Below are 16,081 nucleotides of genomic sequence, written 5' to 3'. Positions count from 1 at the left end.
AATGTCTTCAAAAGCTGAAAAATTATTATCGTTGGCAGGTGTTTCATTTGAGGGTGCTTCTTTTGAAACCTTGAAGGAATTGTATGGAAAGGTCTTGGATTTTGGGATGCATGGGATTGGATTCAGCCCATACACAGAAGGACAAAAACCCGGAGACATCATTTCGGCGGAACAGATAAGAAGGAGACTGGAAATCATCCGGCCATATACATCTTGGGTTCGCTCTTTCTCCTGTACGGATGGGAATGAGCTGATTCCAAAAATCGCCAAGGAATATGGGTTGAAAACTTTAGTGGGTGCATGGCTTGGCAAGGATGACAAAATCAATCAGTTGGAGATAGAAAATCTGATCAAGATCTCTAATGAAGGATATGTTGACATTGCCGCTGTTGGAAATGAAGTCATGTACCGTGAGGATCTCACCGAGGGCGAGCTTTTAACCTTCATGCAAAAAGTGAAATCTGCAATTAAGGGGATTCCAGTTGGTTATGTAGATGCCTATTATGAATTTGAGGATTATCCAAAAATTGCTGAAGCCTGTGATATTATCTTGGCCAATTGCTATCCTTATTGGGAAGGATGTCACATAGACTATTCATTGTTATACATGAAGGAAATGTATAACAGGGCAAAACTTGCCGCCAAAGGCAAACCTGTTGTCATCAGTGAAACCGGTTGGCCGAGCCAGGGAACCAGCCTAGGAGCTGCCATGCCTTCTGATGAAAATTTTATCAAATATTTCATCAATTCACAGAAGTGGTCAAAAGAGGAGAATATTGAAATTTTCTATTTTTCATCATTTGATGAGTCATGGAAAGTCGGTGCTGAAGGAGATGTTGGGGCTTATTGGGGGCTTTGGGATAAAGAAGAAAAGCTTAAATATTAATCAATTTAGGAGTTGAAAATATCCATGTAATTTTTAGGAATGGCAACGATTTCACTATAAATGCAGCAATCAATACGGTCACCACACCCGGAATTGCCATAGCCATGGCTGCTTTTCTATTGTATGCACCAGCACGAATAAATCGTATTGAGGCAGGCGGCAAAAAAAAACACATGAACGCATCATTATCGGAAAGGCAACCTGAGGTGACATTCCAAGTGTAAAACCAAAGCTATACAAGGAGAATACAAACCTATCCCATCATTATATTATCTTGTGAAAATTTTCAAAGTAAGATCATTTATCATGAGGCGAAAAATCCCAGAGTCAACTCTACCAAAACTCAATCGCTCCCAATTTATTACTTCCGAAGGTTTACAAAAAATAAAGGAAGAACATGATCATTTATGGCGGGTTGAACGTCCGGACGTTACCGCTAAGGTTGCATGGGCAGCAAGTTTGGGAGATCGTTCAGAAAATGCCGATTACCATTATAACAAAAAACGTCTCCGAGAAATTGATAATCGCCTACGCTACTTGCGTAAGTGTATTGATGACTTTAAAGTTATTGACTATCACCCCAACCAAGAAGGAAAAGTGAATTTTGGTGCTTGGGTAGAAATTAAAAACGAAAAGAAAGGTCTTCAAAATCGTTTTCGTATTGTTGGTTACGAGGAGTTAATAGGTAACAAGGATTATATCTCTATGGACTCTCCCATGGCTAAATCGCTTCTTGGTAAAGCTGTTGGAGATGAGGTGATAGTGAATACAAAAATGGGTGATTTTGTATGGAAAATTCTTAAAATAGAGTATCAAAAGTAGTTTCAAAATAATTCCAATTCACTTTTTCTCCAAATCCATACTCAATTCCTTTTGAACCAATCCAGCTCTCAGCATCACTGTGGAAGTGTAAAGAATAACGACAATCACAAGCCATCTGAGAATATCCAATGGCAACGATTTCACAATGAATGCAGCAATCAGCACGGCCACCACACCCGGAATGGCCATGGCTACTGCAGCTTTTCTATTATAGGCTCCTTCACGGATAAAACGAATGGATGCGGGCGGCATCAAAAAAGCACATGATCCCATCATGATCGGAAAAGCCACCTGCGGCGACATCCCAAGCGCAAAAACCAAAGCCATACAAGGGGCATACAAACCAATACCGGCAGTCATTAACGCACCCAGAAAAAAGTTGGCAACGATCGCAATCAGAAGTTTACCTCCTTCAAGGCCGATAGCCTCGCCACCTCCCTGAATCCAATCCAAGTTGCGGGCAAGCATAAAACCGGCTGTAATGAGCAAAGCAAATCCCATAGTCAGCCTGATTTTACGTTCGGAAAGTTTTGAAATTACACCTGCACCAACGATGGCACCGATTGCAGCCGAGACAAGCATCAGAATAAGGGTTTTTGGCTCGACTTCAATGATCGTGATAAAAATCAGAGCCTGTAATAATACAGGTAGCGTGTTGGCAACATTCATTGTACCGGGAATAAGCTTGTCCTCGGTTTGTTTGGTGAATTTTAACAACGCTGTTTGAGGAGCAAAGGCACCAATACCCAACACATCAAAAAAATTGACCACAAATCCGATCACGGAAGTTTTTCTCCAACTGCTAGGTTCCAACCTTTTTTTATGTCTGAGAAAATCCCTCGTCAATACAAGGGTAAACCAAACCGTAAGGATGGCGAGTGAAATCCAAATAAATGCCACCATGGAGTCTAGTTTCTTAGAAATAATTATATTGCTTAACGGGCGAATCCTTCATACCATTACCAAGAAAGAAATTTTCTATGAAATATATCAATAATTTGAAAAGAAATTCAGCTTTTGCAATAGCCCTAGTGGCTTGTTTTATGCTATTTTTCTTTTCTTCCAATAAGCTTTTTGCACAGCAGCCATTCTCCCCTTTGGAAGCTTCCTTTCAAGACTATAAAAAGATGAAGGAAGAAACCAGTTTCAAATTGGAATGGATATCCTTGGGGCCTACCGTCAACTCTGCCCGTGCTGATATTGTACAGGTGGATCACACAAATCCAGCAACAATGTATGCGGGATTTGGGTCAGGTGGATTGTGGAAAACAACCAATCATGGTCTGAGTTGGAATTCGGTCTTTGAAGAGCGGTCTTCCCTTGGGATCGGTGATGTTGAATTGGCACCTTCCGACCCCAATATCATATATCTAGGAACCGGAGAAAACCTAAAGAAGCCCAGAAACTTCACTTTGCCCGGAACAGGCATGTACCGATCTGACGACGCGGGTCTTACCTGGAACAAGATTGGTCTGGAGGATTCATGGTCAATCGCTGAGATTGAAATTCATCCTACTAATCCTGATATCGTTTTCGTGTGTGTTCTGGGACACCTTTGGTCCAAAAACCCAAACAGAGGATTATACAGAACGATGAACGGAGGAAAAACTTGGGAACATGTACTCTACAAAGACGAGATGACCGGGGCAAATGAAGTGGTCATCTCCCCTACCAATCCTCAAATCATGTATTCTTCTTTATGGGAAGTATATCCTGGAATAAGCGGAAAAAACAGCGGCATTTATAAAAGCATAGATGGAGGAACAACATGGACACAATGTACCAATGGATTACCTTCAGGTCCAAAAACAGGACGGATAGGTCTTGCTGTTTCCTCAACCAATCCTGACAAAGCTTATGCGCTTATAGACAATTTGAACAATGAAACTGAACATGCAGCAGAACTTTACAAAACTACCGATGGTGGGTTGAACTGGACCAAAACCCATTCTGAACCTTTCCAAATATTTTCCGTCATAGGGTGGTATTTTACCGATGTTTATGTCAACCCCAAAAATGACGAAGAAGTATTTTGTCTAGGAGTCAGACTTGCACATAGTCTCGATGGCGGCAAGACTTTTTCTTTTATAGGGGGGCAGGTTACCCGCATGACACCAAGCTTAGCCCAAGGCTTACATCTGGACCAATGCGAATTATGGATCAACCCAACCAATCCCAACCATTTGGCATTGGGCAATGATGGAGGATACTATGTGAGCTATGACAAAGGATTATCTTGGATTCATTATAATAACATTCCAACAGGTGAATTTTATGATATCACCATTGACCAATCAGATTTTACCATCTATGGGGGAACACAGGATGATGCTACTGTTTCTGGACCAGCAAAGGAATTGAATACCAAATTTCCTGATCCATGGAAATATGTCTGGATCGATGCATGGGATGGTGGGGATGGCTGCGTTACTCAAATTGACCCTGAAGACAAATCGATTATTTATTACAGCCGCCAACATGGAGATGCAATGAGGTTGGACAAATCCAAAGACGTGGCAGTCTCCATCAGGCCAACACTTCCCAAGGAAATGAAGGATACACTGGTCTTTAACTACATGACTCCTTACTTTTTGTCTGCTTATGATAGTAAAACACTATACCATGGAGGAAATTTCATGTTAAAAAGTACTGACCGTGGTGATACCTGGAAAGTAATCAGCCCCAACCTTAGTAATTCTTCAAAGAAAGAAAAGAAATCATTTGCCACCGGGGCAATCGTAGAATCCCCTTTACAAAAAGGATTGCTTTATGCTGGTACCGATAACGGGGCTTTTTGGGTTTCAAAAAACGATGGTGAGAGTTGGGAAGAGCATTCAAAGGGAATAGCCAACAACTACATTCGGAGCATATCCCCCTCCAATCACAAAGTGCAACGTGTTTACATGGCTATGACCGGAATTAATTATGATGATTTGAAAAGTTATCTCTATGCTTCTGAAGACTTTGGAATGACCTGGAAAACCATTGCCGCAGGCCTACCCTATGAACCAATTAATGTGGTGAAGGAAGATCCTTCAAATGAAAATATCTTATATGCAGGCACTGTACGTGGAGTATATGTATCTATAGACCGGGGAAAAAACTGGTCCTACCTTGGAACCAACATGCCTGCCACGGCTGTAGCTGACTTGGAAATATATTTACCTACAATGGACCTAGTGGTAGGTACCCATGGGCGGGGGATTTATAAAACAAGCCTTCTTCCCATTCAGAAAATAGTAAGCGAAAACCTTCCTGAAGACAAAGATCATTTTTTTGAAATCGGTAAAACAGCGAGACCTTGGTTTAATTCATCTCACGGTGAACCTGATTATCGAACTGTTGAAAAAGCAACATTTTCTTTTTGGCTAAGCCAATCAAAATCTGTTACTATTTCAGTGGTTGATCTGTCAAATACGGAAATATGGAAAACCAATCTAACTGGTTTTAAAGGTTTTAACCAATACCGATGGGATTTGATTGTGAAAAAGGAAACAAGTGACAACCCATATTTCATTCACTATGATCAATTTATAAAAGCGGGAGTTTACAAAGTAATTATTACTTCGGGAGAAGGTCATTTGGAACAAAATTTAGAGATAATCGATGGAAAATCACCTTATATCGTCAGGGACAATTTCTGATTAGGCAGGATTTGAAACTCAATTTTCTCCAATAAATGTAAATAACCATTCAACATTGCTGTTCCTCCTTCATCCAAAATTTTAATCAGAGGCATTACCTTAACCGAAAACTTCCCACATAATAATCCAAATCGACTTTGACATCGGTTTGCTTGGAAACTTTCAATTCACTCCATTTGGTACTTGGAATTACTCTTATTTTGTTTTCTCCCAATTCCAAATCAATAGGCATGTCAAAGGACGCAATGCAATTGCTCCATCTGTATTGGAGTGTCTGCTCATCTGAGTAAAAGTATTCGAGCACGGGCAAAGAACTGTTTCTGAGGTATTGGTCAAAGAAGCTGGAAAGGTCAATACCCGTTTCCATGGAAAGGTAATCTTCCACCTGTGCCGTCGTGACTGTCTGATGGTAAAACTCGCTGTTTAATCCACGGAGGATCTTTCTCCATTTTTCATCGTCATTGACTATTTCCCGAAGTGTGTTCAGGATATTCCCACCTTTGTAATACATATCTCCTGAACCCCGGCTATTGACGCTATACCTTCCTATTATAGGAAGTTTGTTATCTATACGGGTTCTCGTGCCCCGCACGTATTCCTGTCCGGCTTCTTTGCCATAAAAATAATCGAGATACAGGCTCTCGGAGTAGTTGGTGAAGCTCTCGTGGATCCACATATCTGCGACATCCTTGTAAGTGATATTGTTGGCAAACCACTCATGACCGGATTCATGGATAATGATAAAGTCAAATTTCATCCCCCAACCTGTTCCGCTAAGGTCCGTGCCGCGATAACCGTTTCGGTAGCCGTTGCCATAAGTAACCGAACTCTGATGTTCCATACCGAGATAAGGCGCTTCTACGAGTTTGTAGCTGTCTTCATAAAAAGGATAAGGCCCAAACCAATGCTCAAAAGCCTCCATCATCCGTCCTGCATCCATAAATTGTTTTTCGGCTTTCTCCAGATTGTCCCGCATCACATAATATTCCATGTCGAGAACGCCTTTTTCGCCCTGATATTTCTCTGAAAAATGGACATAGTCGCCAATGTTGATGTTCACCCCATAATCATTGATGGGGTTACTGACAAACCAATGGTAAGTTTTGGTTTGCCCTTTTGTTTCTGTTTTCCGCAACCGGCCATTGGAAATGTTCATCAGATTTTTTGGGACCGTCACGCTGATCAGCATGCTGTCTACCTCATCTGCAGGATGGTCTTTGCTTGGCCACCAGATACTCGAACCGATTCCTTGATTGGATGATGCGATGAAATGGTTTCCATTTTCATCTTTTTGCCAAGTAATCCCTCCGTCCCATGGCGGACGTACAGCTTCTTTAGGTTGGCCTTCATAAGAGATGATGACTTCTTCAAATGCACCCACAATCTGTTTTTTGGGTAGGCTAATTAAATGGGCGGCTCCCTCCTTTCGGATTTCAAGTTTTTGCCCATTTTGCTTTGCATCGATAATCCGTAAAGGTTCTTGCAGGTCTATCTGCAAGACTTGATGTGCTTTCTTTACCTGATAACGGACTGTATTGGTTCCTTTGATGGATTTGGTTTCAGGGAATACTTCCAAAGCAAGGTGGTAGTAATTCAGGTCCCACCATTCCCTTTCAGGTGTGATACTTCCACGAAGCGTATCTGCTCTGGTAAATTTTGTCTCTTGAGAATAAGAAAGAGAGGCTATTAAAAAAAGGAACAGCGTGGAAAGGATTTTTATGGATAGGTTCATAGGATGGAAATTAGCAAAGGGTTTTGGAATATCCATAATTTTATTTAAGATGGTCTTTGGGAATTATTTGAATAATTTGGTTTATTTTATAAAATTGGACCATTTCGGATAGGATGAAAATGTTTTTGAATTAAATTTCATCCGGAATATTTAACTTATTCCTTCAACTTCTTCTTTAAAGCCTCGCGATCCCATAATTCCACATGATTGGCTTCTGCAAGTTTTTCAGCTGCTTTAGTATATTTACTAGTGGTAATCACCAAAGCAATGTCGCATTTATAATATTTCAGAGAGGCTACAACTTGTTGGATAGCATCATTTCCAATTGTACCTACATACCTTTTTGCCTGAACACTGGTCTTTTCGCCAAGTTTTTGTAAAATTAGGTCACACCCTTGGTCATTTGAAATTTTGGTGGTTGTGACTTTGAATCCCCTTCTTTCAAAAAATGTTTTTAAAAAATTCTCAAATTCGACTCCTGTCATTTTATCTAAATCCTCAATAGCAGTTTTCCCTGATTTTGGGTCTTTGTTTTTGAGTTTTGATTCTAGCTTTTCTAACTTGATTTTGGTGCTAACTTCATTCAGAAGCTTTAACAAAGATTTTTCAGAAGTATAAAAGTATTTTCCACTAAAAAACCGCTTAATCAAATCTTTCTTTTGGATATAATCATCACCCAAATAATCTAAAATTACCCTAGCAAAATTCTCTTCGGTTCTGACTCGTGAAGACAAAATTTTCTTTTCAAAGATTTTGAATTCAGTTTCAGCCAATTCCTTTTCTATATAAGCTCCGAATTTTGATGGATTAATTTTAGAGAATTGGTTGTTTTCGACAATTGCCTTTAGCTTTCCTATTTCCTCAAAAATCCTATCAGGGTTTTTGTCCCAAGTTGCTATTTTTGTTTTGATAGAATTACTATTCAGTTCTTGGAAATTCTGCTCAATAAATTTCCGGATTAGTTTTTCGTTTTGGTTGCTGAGGTACATTGTCCTAAATTTTTCTACAAGCCCAAGATAAATCTTCTGGTAAAAAGAAACTAAAAACCCACTAAAAATACCTTTTGAATTTAAAGGATTAGATAAAAAAATCTTCTATGATCTCTCCTAATAAATTCCATTTTTTGAAATCCATTTTCTTCATCTGCATCATATCGTTTTTAAATAAAATCAACTCTACCCTAGAAACATGAATATTAATTCCAAAAGTGGAAATAACATTTATAAGGTTTTTACCAAACCTTTCACCTCTGTCAATTCTTTTTCATTTTAACCTCTCAGCCACTTCCCAATCTCCTCGCCAATTGTTAACAATGCCTCACTCTCTTCTTTGGTAAAATCATAAGGCACAGGCTTGGCGATGCCCAAGGTTCCATACAATTCCCCATCAAGTAACATCGGTGCAGCGATGGAACCTTCGACTTTGGTTTCCTTTGCGGCAGGCCTTGCCACTCCGGATGAATCTGTCTGCAGGTTACACATTTCGACAGGCTGTTTTCTTTCTGCAGCGATTCCTGCCATTCCTTTGCCGATCGGAATCACCGACATCTTTGGCAACAAAAAATCAGGAATGCCTTTCTGGGATTTAAGCATCAGAAAATTGGTCGATTTGTCAAGGGTGTGGATAGTTCCTGTAGTACAATCAAAAGCTGAGATGATGTTTTCCAACAATTCCTGCCAATTGATTTCGCCTTTTGTTTCTTTTATGGATTCGATGATTGATGCTGTCTTGTTCATTTGATTATTTTTCTAATTATATCATTAATTCCTTTACCGTTTTGCCGCTTTGCTAATGGGGGTTTTTCAGCACTAAACTTCAATAGATGCATAAAACTTGAATTTAGCATCTCACTTTCTTAGAATTACACCCTCCTCCCCTCTTTTGCAATACTGCTGTCAGCGGTAGAACTTCTATTCAAAATTAAGTATTTCTGTCGTGTCTCTAACTGTTGTTGTTTGTCCATAATTATCTAATTCGTACTTATAAATAATCGTGTTATTTTTAAAACTAAACTCGTCCTTGTCAGCTTCAATAGGCTTTTCAATATTATGTAACCTAAATGTTTTTCAAAAATATAGAGTTTAGGTTCTACAACTTCATATGAACAACAACTAGCCATAAAATCTTGAAATCTGTTATAGATTTTAATTGTCTCGGTTTTATACTCAGTTTGTTTTGGAACAATTGGAATTAATACAAGTGAAGATATTATTGCAGGTAAAATACCACCAAACAAAAAGAAAAGTCCTGTCAAAACGCCCGAAATAGCATAAAAAGAATAATAAATGGCTGTTTTCTTAAATGGTCTAAGTGTCGTCAAGAACAAAATTAGTCCTGTCAGGTATAAAATTATCTTTAGAATGAATGTCAGGTTTTGATTTAGTTTATACCCTGATACTAGTCCTATGCAAAAATTTATAAGCAAAAATCCAAGCAAATAGAAATGCCATTTTTCAAGTCTAATTTTTTTTATAAAGTCTTTCATTTTAATTCACTTTATTTCGCTTGGAGTCGTCCTATAGAATTACTGGTAACTCTCAATTTCACCTTTTACCACCTACTTCCGTCCCGTTCAGTAAACTTTCGCCTCAAAATTCACCTTCTTACCTTCCCCTTCAAAGCTGTTGATAAATGTAAGCTTTGCATTTTCTCCTTCAAATGTGATCCTGATGATTTCAGTGTGGGGACTTTCGATATACCTGAGCTGAAGTTCGATAGTATTCACATCTATCCAAGCATAACTTCCTGCGATTTTGAATGGAGCCAAGCCTACCTGTTGGTTCTGAGCAAAAGTAAAAAGATTTGGTCCTACTTTATCGGTTTCATCTTTGATCCATCTTCCCGATCCAAAAATCAACCTGTAAGTATTTGGGCCTTGAACATAATTCAAAAGACAAACCCCCTCCTGAAAGTTCAGAGAAAAAGAACTGATTTTATCCACATTTGAAGTTATGGTATAATTTTTTCCATTAATTTTTTTCTCCATCTCTGGATTGCTTTCGCTTTGCAAAGGAGTCAAAGAAAGCTTCTCCAATCTATCTTTCAACACTGAATCCTGATCGGATGAATCATCAAATGCAGATAGGAGATTTTCCCAGACCAAGTCAAGTAAACCTTGCAGGTCGTTGGTCTCTGAGGTAAGGATAATGACCGCATCTTTTTCAGGCAAAATCAAAATATATTGTCCAAAAGCACCGTCAGCACGGTAGGAATTGTGCCGGCTTCTCCACATCTGATAGGCATATCCTTGAATCCAATCATTAGAAGCCATTTTTTCTGGGGAAGCATTGGGTTCTTGCAAGATTTTCAAAGTGGTGGCTTCTTCTATCCATGACTCCGGTAGTATTTGTTTTCCGTTCCATTTCCCTTTTTGTAGGAACAATTGACCGAATTTGGCCATGTCTTCTGTCTTGACACGGATACCCCAACCCCCGGTTTGGATACCCTGTAAATCCGTCTCCCAGTCCAAGCCTGAAATGCCCAAAGGTTTCAATAACCTTGGTTCCAAATAGTCCAAGAGGGTTTGTCCGGTAACCTTTTGGATGATAGCAGACATCATGTAGCTCGCCGAAGTATTGTACAGGAATTTTGTGCCCGGTTCATTGGCAATCGGCATATTCAGAAAGGCTTCCACCCAATTTTCAGTGGTAAAAACTTCCTGATTAAAGCTTTTGTCATGCCCCACGCTCATAGTAAGCAAATCCTTGATTTCTAATTTGGCAAGGTTTGGACTGATTGTTTTGGGCAAAGATTCAGGAAAAAATGAAATGACTTTATCTGTTACTTTGAGTTTGTTTTCAACTACTGCGAAGCCAATAGCTGTGGCAGTAAAACTCTTGCTGACCGAATACATGGTATGCTTAAGTTCTGGCTTGTATGGATCCCACCATCCCTCTGCAATTACCTTTCCATGTCTCAGCACCATTAAGCTGTGGACTTCATGGTTACTTTTCTCTATAGCTTCGATAAAATTCAAAATCCCTCCGGAGGAAACTTGTTGGGCTTTTGGAGTACTTCTGGGAAGAGAACTTTGGGCAATTGCTGGAAGGTAAATCAGAAAAAGTATAAGGAAGAACGTGGTTATTTTCATTGTCAAGTTTGAGCGGTTTTTAATGGATTTTGAAGTATTGGAGATAAAAATACGCATATTTTCTTCAATGGGAATGAATAAGGTAATCAAACCATATCTCATCCACAATTTGATTTTGATTATTAGTTTAAATTTATATTTCCTTACTTTCCTTTTTCTAATTCTCTTTCAATTTCTTCCATATCACCTTTTAAAGCTTGACCGATGATGTCATTCCACCGGGATTGAACCTCCTTATCCAAGCCGTGTCTTGTCCTTGCATCATAGATTTCCTGCAGCTTGTTCATTTCTCTGTAAGAGTCAAAAAAAGCCTCATTCACTTCAGCTTCATAATTTTCAGGAGTAACTTCGAGGTTTTTCAACTTGTTGACCAACCTGTTGCCAACCACTCGGGTGATGTCAAAATGCTTTTGTTCGTGGTTCAATGAATAATCATTTTTCCCTTGGGTTTTTACCCAAGAAGATTCGGGTAACATATAAACTTTAACTTCTACAGGAAGTACCAAAACTCCATCCTCCATGAAGGGCGAACCTTCCATAGCCAAACTTGTAAAAATAGTAGCGTTGTATCCTGAGTTCCGATTGGGACTTTCCCTGAAGTCACTCCAAGTAAGTCTACGACCGGGATGATAAAAAACTGTATCCCTGTCACTTCTGTTCATTTTTTCCACTATTTCCAACCGGACAGTTTTTGCAAGTTTTCTATTGTGTGTAGCATGTTCATTTATCCAATCATTGATAAACACAATTGAATTTGAAATCCCCCTGCTTAAGATCTGATTTACTAAATCAGTTCGATGAATGGACCTTTGGTAAGTAATCCCAGCTTCATAATCCACCAAATGGACAGGTTCAAATGATGTTTTCAGGAAATATCCAAATTTGACTTTCAACTCCCCTGATGCAACCTTACTGCTTTGCAGTTTCTCATTAATGGTAAATTCCAGAACTTTCAATTGGATGGTTCTATCATTATCAGTTTTTTGGATTGAGTTTTTGTAAAAAATGCTGATTCCTCCTGCCAATCCATTTTTAATGATTGCTTTATTGGGTTGATTTTGAGCGATATATATTTTCCCAATTGAAGCCGATTCATCCTGATCGTAAATGACATCAGACAAATTGAAACTTGAATTTTCCAATATGATCTTGTTGGTAGAGTTTAAATCAAAAATTTTCTCTTGGGCAATTGAATACCGGCATAAGGTAAAAAGTAAAAAAGCTAAGGCTGAGAATTTTCTAGACATAACCACTTAACGCAAAGCTAAAAACAACAGTTCTGATTTAGAAAAGTCCAATCACCACCTCACAAAATGAAGAAGTCAGCCAAGGATATTCTTGGATGACTTCCACAATTTCTTGTTATTTAACTATCTAAACACCAATCACTTCTTTTCAAAAATCAATCTTGCATGGCCCATAATCTCCCTTTCGAAACAAACCCTATTCGGTCTAACCCTGAGAATTGCAAGCTGATGCCTGAATTCCTTGTCTGTGATCAATTTCGGAACTAGGGATGCAAACCAGAGGTATTTCTTCAAATTGAATTTATAAAACAGCTTGGTCCATTCTCGGTTGGTTTTGATATAATCGAGCCTGCCGTCACTGTAATAGGTATTTTTAAAAAACGGTTCAGCAGTTCTGATAATATGCTCATGCCCATATGCAATCCAAGAATCAGGATTATGCTTGAGAAGTAAAGCAAAAATATAGCTGTCGGAATCCTTGGGTGCATTGATATCGATTTTGTCAAAAGGAATCATGTTTTTTTCAAAAACCATGCTTTGCATGTAAAACTTACCTCCGGGATTGAGCAGGTTGGCTACATGTCTGAAATAATCTTCATAAACTTCATCCTGTTTTCCATTTAGATAGTCTTTAACAGAAGCCACATGCTCAAAACTCCCAAAGGCAGTAACTGCATCGAAAGTCCCGAAATCCTCAGGCTTTACAAATCTTGCATCCTTGATAAAGGCTTTTAAGCCATTTTCCCGACAGGCCTTTACCTGACCGTCTGAGAGATTTACCCCTATTCCGTCTGCACCGACAACATCACGCAAGTACTTCAGCCATCCGCCCCATCCGCATCCCAAGTCTAGGACTTTACTTCCCTTTTTTATTCCCAGCTCCTTGGTGACAAATTCGTACTTCTTAAGTTGTGCTTGCTCCAAGCTCATGGTATAATCCCCATTGTACATTGCATTGCTGAAATGTGCATTTTCCCCAAGACTTGTCCTTATGAATTTGTCTATGTTGGTATAGGTAAAATCCATTTCCTTTTTCTTATCCCACTCTTGACCTTCGCGCTCGGCGACACTTGATCCGATCCATTTTTTCTTTAAAATTTCCGGAGATACCTCTTTTGTTTCCATGTTGCTATAATTTTGGTGAAGAATCATTTGAAAAATAAAGTATTGGAAATCAATACCTTCCTTAAGTTAAGGTAAAAAAATCACTCTCCAAAATGAAGGAATTTAAAATAGTTAGGATAAACCAAGCAATCCGGGATTTCAGCAAAAAATCACATAACATCCAGATTATAAAATGAGGTCGCGTTGCCTCCAAAAAACAACTCCTGTTCGGAAAAAGACAGCTTTGAAAAGTATTCCCTAACAATTTTAAGAGTATTTTGATATGAAGAAGATAAAGTACAAACTGGCCAATCTGATCCATACATCAGTCTTTCTATCCCAAAAGCGTCTAAAACTATATCCAGATAAGGTTTGAAGTTTTCTTCTTTCCAATTATTCCAATCCGACTCTGTCACCATGCCTGAAACCTTGCAGAATACATTTTCAAGTGCTGCAATTTTTTTTATCTGCTTACTCCAGTTTGCAATTTCTTGTTTTTTGATTTTGGGTTTGGCGAGATGATCAATCACAAAAAGTTGATTGGGGAAAGATTTGGCTAAAGTAAAAGCATTTGGAAGGTGATCGGGATATATCAAAATATCATATGTAAAACCATATTGATTCAATTTGCTAATTCCATTAATGAAAGAAGGGTGAAGCATAAAATCAATATCAGGTTCATCTTGTAGAATATGCCTGAACCCCTTGATTTTTTGGAACTGACTATAATGATCCAAACGATCAATAATGTTATTTGACTGCAAGTCAACCCATCCGACAATACCTTTGATGAAATTATTTTGATGAGCAAAAGAGAGAAGAAATGAGTTTTCAGTTTCCGTTTGGCTAGCCTGAACAGCAATGCAACCATCAAATCCCGTTTCCTCCAAAATTGGTTTAAGATCGTAGGGTAGAAAATCTCTTTGGATTGATTTCATTGAATCATCCATCCAAGAATGAACCATTGGATCATATTTCCAAAAATGTTGGTGGCTGTCTATTCGCATTATGATTGTTGAAGTAGAATTATAACAGTTGTATAATTACTTCAAAATCCTCGGTTAAACAATGGTGGTCATATTTTTATATAAAAAGCAAAAAGTTTGAATAGGCAAACTTTCAAAAAACACAAAAAAAGAAGCCGAAGAAAATCTCCGGCTTCTATGCATTACAAATAAACCCTACTTTCCAAATTCAAAAACATGTTGGCCTCCTATAGCCAAAACTCTTCCTGTACCTATGGATGTTGATTCCCAATCCAATCCTAACCTCAAAGAAGTATCTGTCAGGTTTTGAATGGAAATTTCCAATCCGTCATTTCGTTTCATTTCTGTTGCCTGATCATTGTTGAATAACCATGTGCCGCTTGCAGGCCAAATAACCTTCCCGTTTGTCGAACTATAAGCGGTATTGGTGAAAGTCAGTGTCAAATTTTGGTAAACACTGGTCTGGTCTACTCCATCCACTGTTACTTTTGTAAGTTTCCAGGTCGTTGCTGTTAGTTTTTCCCTAGCAACATCCTGAGCGGAAGGTTGAGGGGTGGGATCATCTCCACAACCCGAAAGTGACAAGGCAATCAAAAACATCATGGATAAAACCATGTTGCTTATCTTTTTTTGAAAATATTGTTTCTTCATTTTTTCTTTGATTAGGTTGAAATTTGAGACTTTGTTTTCACCCAATCAAAGCCATCAATGGGCGATGATTGGGCAAAAACAGCTTGTCACTTATTTTTTGATGACTCTTAAAGGATAACTCTTATTTCCTTGCTGGATCCAAAGGACATAAATACCCGGTGAAAGATTCTGAACATTGGCTGAATAGATTTCATCATACAATTCAAATTCTATCGGGTTTGATCTTCCTGCCATATCGATCATTTCTGCACTTCGGATAGGACCATTAATTCCTTTTAGGTAGATATAATTTTCTGCAGGATTAGGATATACGGTCATTTCTTGGATTTTACCGATTTCTGCGCTATTGATGATCAAAGAAACCTCATCTGAAATTGTGCTTAGACAATCATCCACTTTAACCTGTACGGAATAATTTCCAAATGTGGTTACTACCAAAGTTTGACTAACAGCACCTGTGATTGCATTTCCATTCAAGAACCACTGATTGCCTGCAGCTGCACTTGAAGTTAATGTGACAGATTCAGTATTGGTACCTGAAACACTTATGGTCGGCTTAGCAGGATTGATACAGAAGCTTTGAGAAACAGGCTCTGCTGGTAAAAATTCATTGTTACCAGCTTGAGAAGCAGTGATAGTAGCCCTACCTGCTTTTGTCATAGTTGCCATGTTTCCATCCATAGTAATTTTGTCATCAGAGCTAGAATATGTTATTTCTAAGCCGGATGTGGATGATGCATTCATTGCAACAGGGGCATCACCTAGAGTTTTGGATGCAATTGCAGGAAATGTAATAACCTGAGATTTTAATTCCACTGCTGCACCAAAAGCCATGTCATCGAAGTAATATGTTTTTTCACCAGCCACAGCACCTGTAGTTCCAAAGTTGAAGAAGATAGAAGCTTTGTTGTAGTTGAAT

At 38.7% G+C, this 16,081-nt stretch carries 14 protein-coding genes; 3 read left to right on the top strand and 11 right to left on the bottom strand.

Annotated elements, in window-relative coordinates; all coding sequences use genetic code 11:
• The first annotated feature begins 1 nt into the window (after window position 1).
• Both NU887_RS16380 and greB read left to right on the top strand, forming a co-directional pair.
• Complete coding sequence (locus NU887_RS16380) at window positions 2–886, top strand: glycoside hydrolase family 17 protein (RefSeq protein ID WP_258424465.1); 885 nt, start codon at window positions 2–4, stop codon at window positions 884–886.
• 306 nt (window positions 887–1,192) lie between these two features.
• Complete coding sequence (gene greB / locus NU887_RS16375; RefSeq protein ID WP_258424464.1) at window positions 1,193–1,708, top strand: transcription elongation factor GreB; 516 nt, start codon at window positions 1,193–1,195, stop codon at window positions 1,706–1,708.
• An 18-nt stretch (window positions 1,709–1,726) separates the two neighbouring features.
• On the opposite strand, the gene NU887_RS16370 is transcribed toward greB, so the two are convergent.
• Window positions 1,727–2,611 carry a sulfite exporter TauE/SafE family protein gene (locus NU887_RS16370; protein WP_258424463.1) on the bottom strand — a complete coding sequence of 295 codons (885 nt, stop codon included), beginning with the start codon at window positions 2,609–2,611 and terminating at the stop codon, window positions 1,727–1,729.
• A 77-nt stretch (window positions 2,612–2,688) separates the two neighbouring features.
• On the opposite strand from NU887_RS16370, the gene NU887_RS16365 reads away from it, so the two are divergent.
• Window positions 2,689–5,352, top strand: a complete 2,664-nt coding sequence (locus NU887_RS16365; RefSeq protein ID WP_258424462.1) for a VPS10 domain-containing protein — start codon at window positions 2,689–2,691, stop codon at window positions 5,350–5,352.
• Between the two features lie 94 nt (window positions 5,353–5,446).
• Here the strand turns inward: NU887_RS16365 and NU887_RS16360 are convergent, their stop codons facing one another.
• The 10 genes from NU887_RS16360 to NU887_RS16315 form a co-directional block, all read right to left on the bottom strand.
• A complete protein-coding gene (locus NU887_RS16360; protein WP_258424461.1) occupies window positions 5,447–7,084 on the bottom strand; it encodes a M1 family metallopeptidase in 1,638 nt (545 codons plus the stop codon).
• Between the two features lie 155 nt (window positions 7,085–7,239).
• The gene (locus NU887_RS16355; RefSeq protein WP_258424460.1) at window positions 7,240–8,073 is read right to left on the bottom strand and encodes a restriction endonuclease; all 834 of its coding nucleotides are present in this window, start codon (window positions 8,071–8,073) and stop codon (window positions 7,240–7,242) included.
• A gap of 279 nt (window positions 8,074–8,352) precedes the next feature.
• Window positions 8,353–8,820 (bottom strand): GAF domain-containing protein, encoded by a 468-nt coding sequence (locus NU887_RS16350; protein WP_258424459.1) that lies wholly within the window; start codon window positions 8,818–8,820, stop codon window positions 8,353–8,355.
• A gap of 233 nt (window positions 8,821–9,053) precedes the next feature.
• Window positions 9,054–9,569, bottom strand: a complete 516-nt coding sequence (locus NU887_RS16345; RefSeq protein ID WP_258424458.1) for a hypothetical protein — start codon at window positions 9,567–9,569, stop codon at window positions 9,054–9,056.
• Window positions 9,570–9,656: 87 nt separating this feature from the next.
• Complete coding sequence (locus tag NU887_RS16340; RefSeq protein ID WP_258424457.1) at window positions 9,657–11,174, bottom strand: serine hydrolase domain-containing protein; 1,518 nt, start codon at window positions 11,172–11,174, stop codon at window positions 9,657–9,659.
• Window positions 11,175–11,317: 143 nt separating this feature from the next.
• Window positions 11,318–12,316: a DUF922 domain-containing protein gene (locus NU887_RS16335; protein ID WP_258424456.1), complete on the bottom strand. Its 999-nt coding sequence runs from the start codon at window positions 12,314–12,316 to the stop codon at window positions 11,318–11,320.
• A 243-nt stretch (window positions 12,317–12,559) separates the two neighbouring features.
• Window positions 12,560–13,546, bottom strand: a complete 987-nt coding sequence (locus NU887_RS16330; RefSeq protein WP_258424455.1) for an SAM-dependent methyltransferase — start codon at window positions 13,544–13,546, stop codon at window positions 12,560–12,562.
• 149 nt (window positions 13,547–13,695) lie between these two features.
• Window positions 13,696–14,532 (bottom strand): amidohydrolase family protein, encoded by an 837-nt coding sequence (locus NU887_RS16325; protein WP_258424454.1) that lies wholly within the window; start codon window positions 14,530–14,532, stop codon window positions 13,696–13,698.
• A gap of 174 nt (window positions 14,533–14,706) precedes the next feature.
• Complete coding sequence (locus tag NU887_RS16320; RefSeq protein WP_258424453.1) at window positions 14,707–15,162, bottom strand: hypothetical protein; 456 nt, start codon at window positions 15,160–15,162, stop codon at window positions 14,707–14,709.
• 90 nt (window positions 15,163–15,252) lie between these two features.
• On the bottom strand, window positions 15,253–16,081 hold an 829-nt coding region (locus NU887_RS16315; RefSeq protein ID WP_258424452.1), incomplete at its 5' end, for a T9SS type A sorting domain-containing protein.

It is taken from the genome of Aquiflexum gelatinilyticum, from assembly GCF_024741135.1.
GTDB lineage: Bacteria > Bacteroidota > Bacteroidia > Cytophagales > Cyclobacteriaceae > Cognataquiflexum > Cognataquiflexum gelatinilyticum.
Note: the sequence above shows the minus strand (reverse complement) of the source record. Positions and strands in the feature narration are given on the sequence as shown.

Coding starts and splice junctions, on each gene's coding strand:
- NU887_RS16380 (WP_258424465.1), top strand. CDS start 2: ATGTCTTCAAAAGCTGAAAAATTATTATCGTTGGCAGGTGTTTCATTT.
- greB (WP_258424464.1), top strand. CDS start 1,193: ATGAGGCGAAAAATCCCAGAGTCAACTCTACCAAAACTCAATCGCTCC.
- NU887_RS16370 (WP_258424463.1), bottom strand. CDS start 2,611: ATGGTGGCATTTATTTGGATTTCACTCGCCATCCTTACGGTTTGGTTT.
- NU887_RS16365 (WP_258424462.1), top strand. CDS start 2,689: ATGAAATATATCAATAATTTGAAAAGAAATTCAGCTTTTGCAATAGCC.
- NU887_RS16360 (WP_258424461.1), bottom strand. CDS start 7,084: ATGAACCTATCCATAAAAATCCTTTCCACGCTGTTCCTTTTTTTAATA.
- NU887_RS16355 (WP_258424460.1), bottom strand. CDS start 8,073: ATGTACCTCAGCAACCAAAACGAAAAACTAATCCGGAAATTTATTGAG.
- NU887_RS16350 (WP_258424459.1), bottom strand. CDS start 8,820: ATGAACAAGACAGCATCAATCATCGAATCCATAAAAGAAACAAAAGGC.
- NU887_RS16345 (WP_258424458.1), bottom strand. CDS start 9,569: ATGAAAGACTTTATAAAAAAAATTAGACTTGAAAAATGGCATTTCTAT.
- NU887_RS16340 (WP_258424457.1), bottom strand. CDS start 11,174: ATGAAAATAACCACGTTCTTCCTTATACTTTTTCTGATTTACCTTCCA.
- NU887_RS16330 (WP_258424455.1), bottom strand. CDS start 13,546: ATGGAAACAAAAGAGGTATCTCCGGAAATTTTAAAGAAAAAATGGATC.
- NU887_RS16325 (WP_258424454.1), bottom strand. CDS start 14,532: ATGCGAATAGACAGCCACCAACATTTTTGGAAATATGATCCAATGGTT.
- NU887_RS16320 (WP_258424453.1), bottom strand. CDS start 15,162: ATGAAGAAACAATATTTTCAAAAAAAGATAAGCAACATGGTTTTATCC.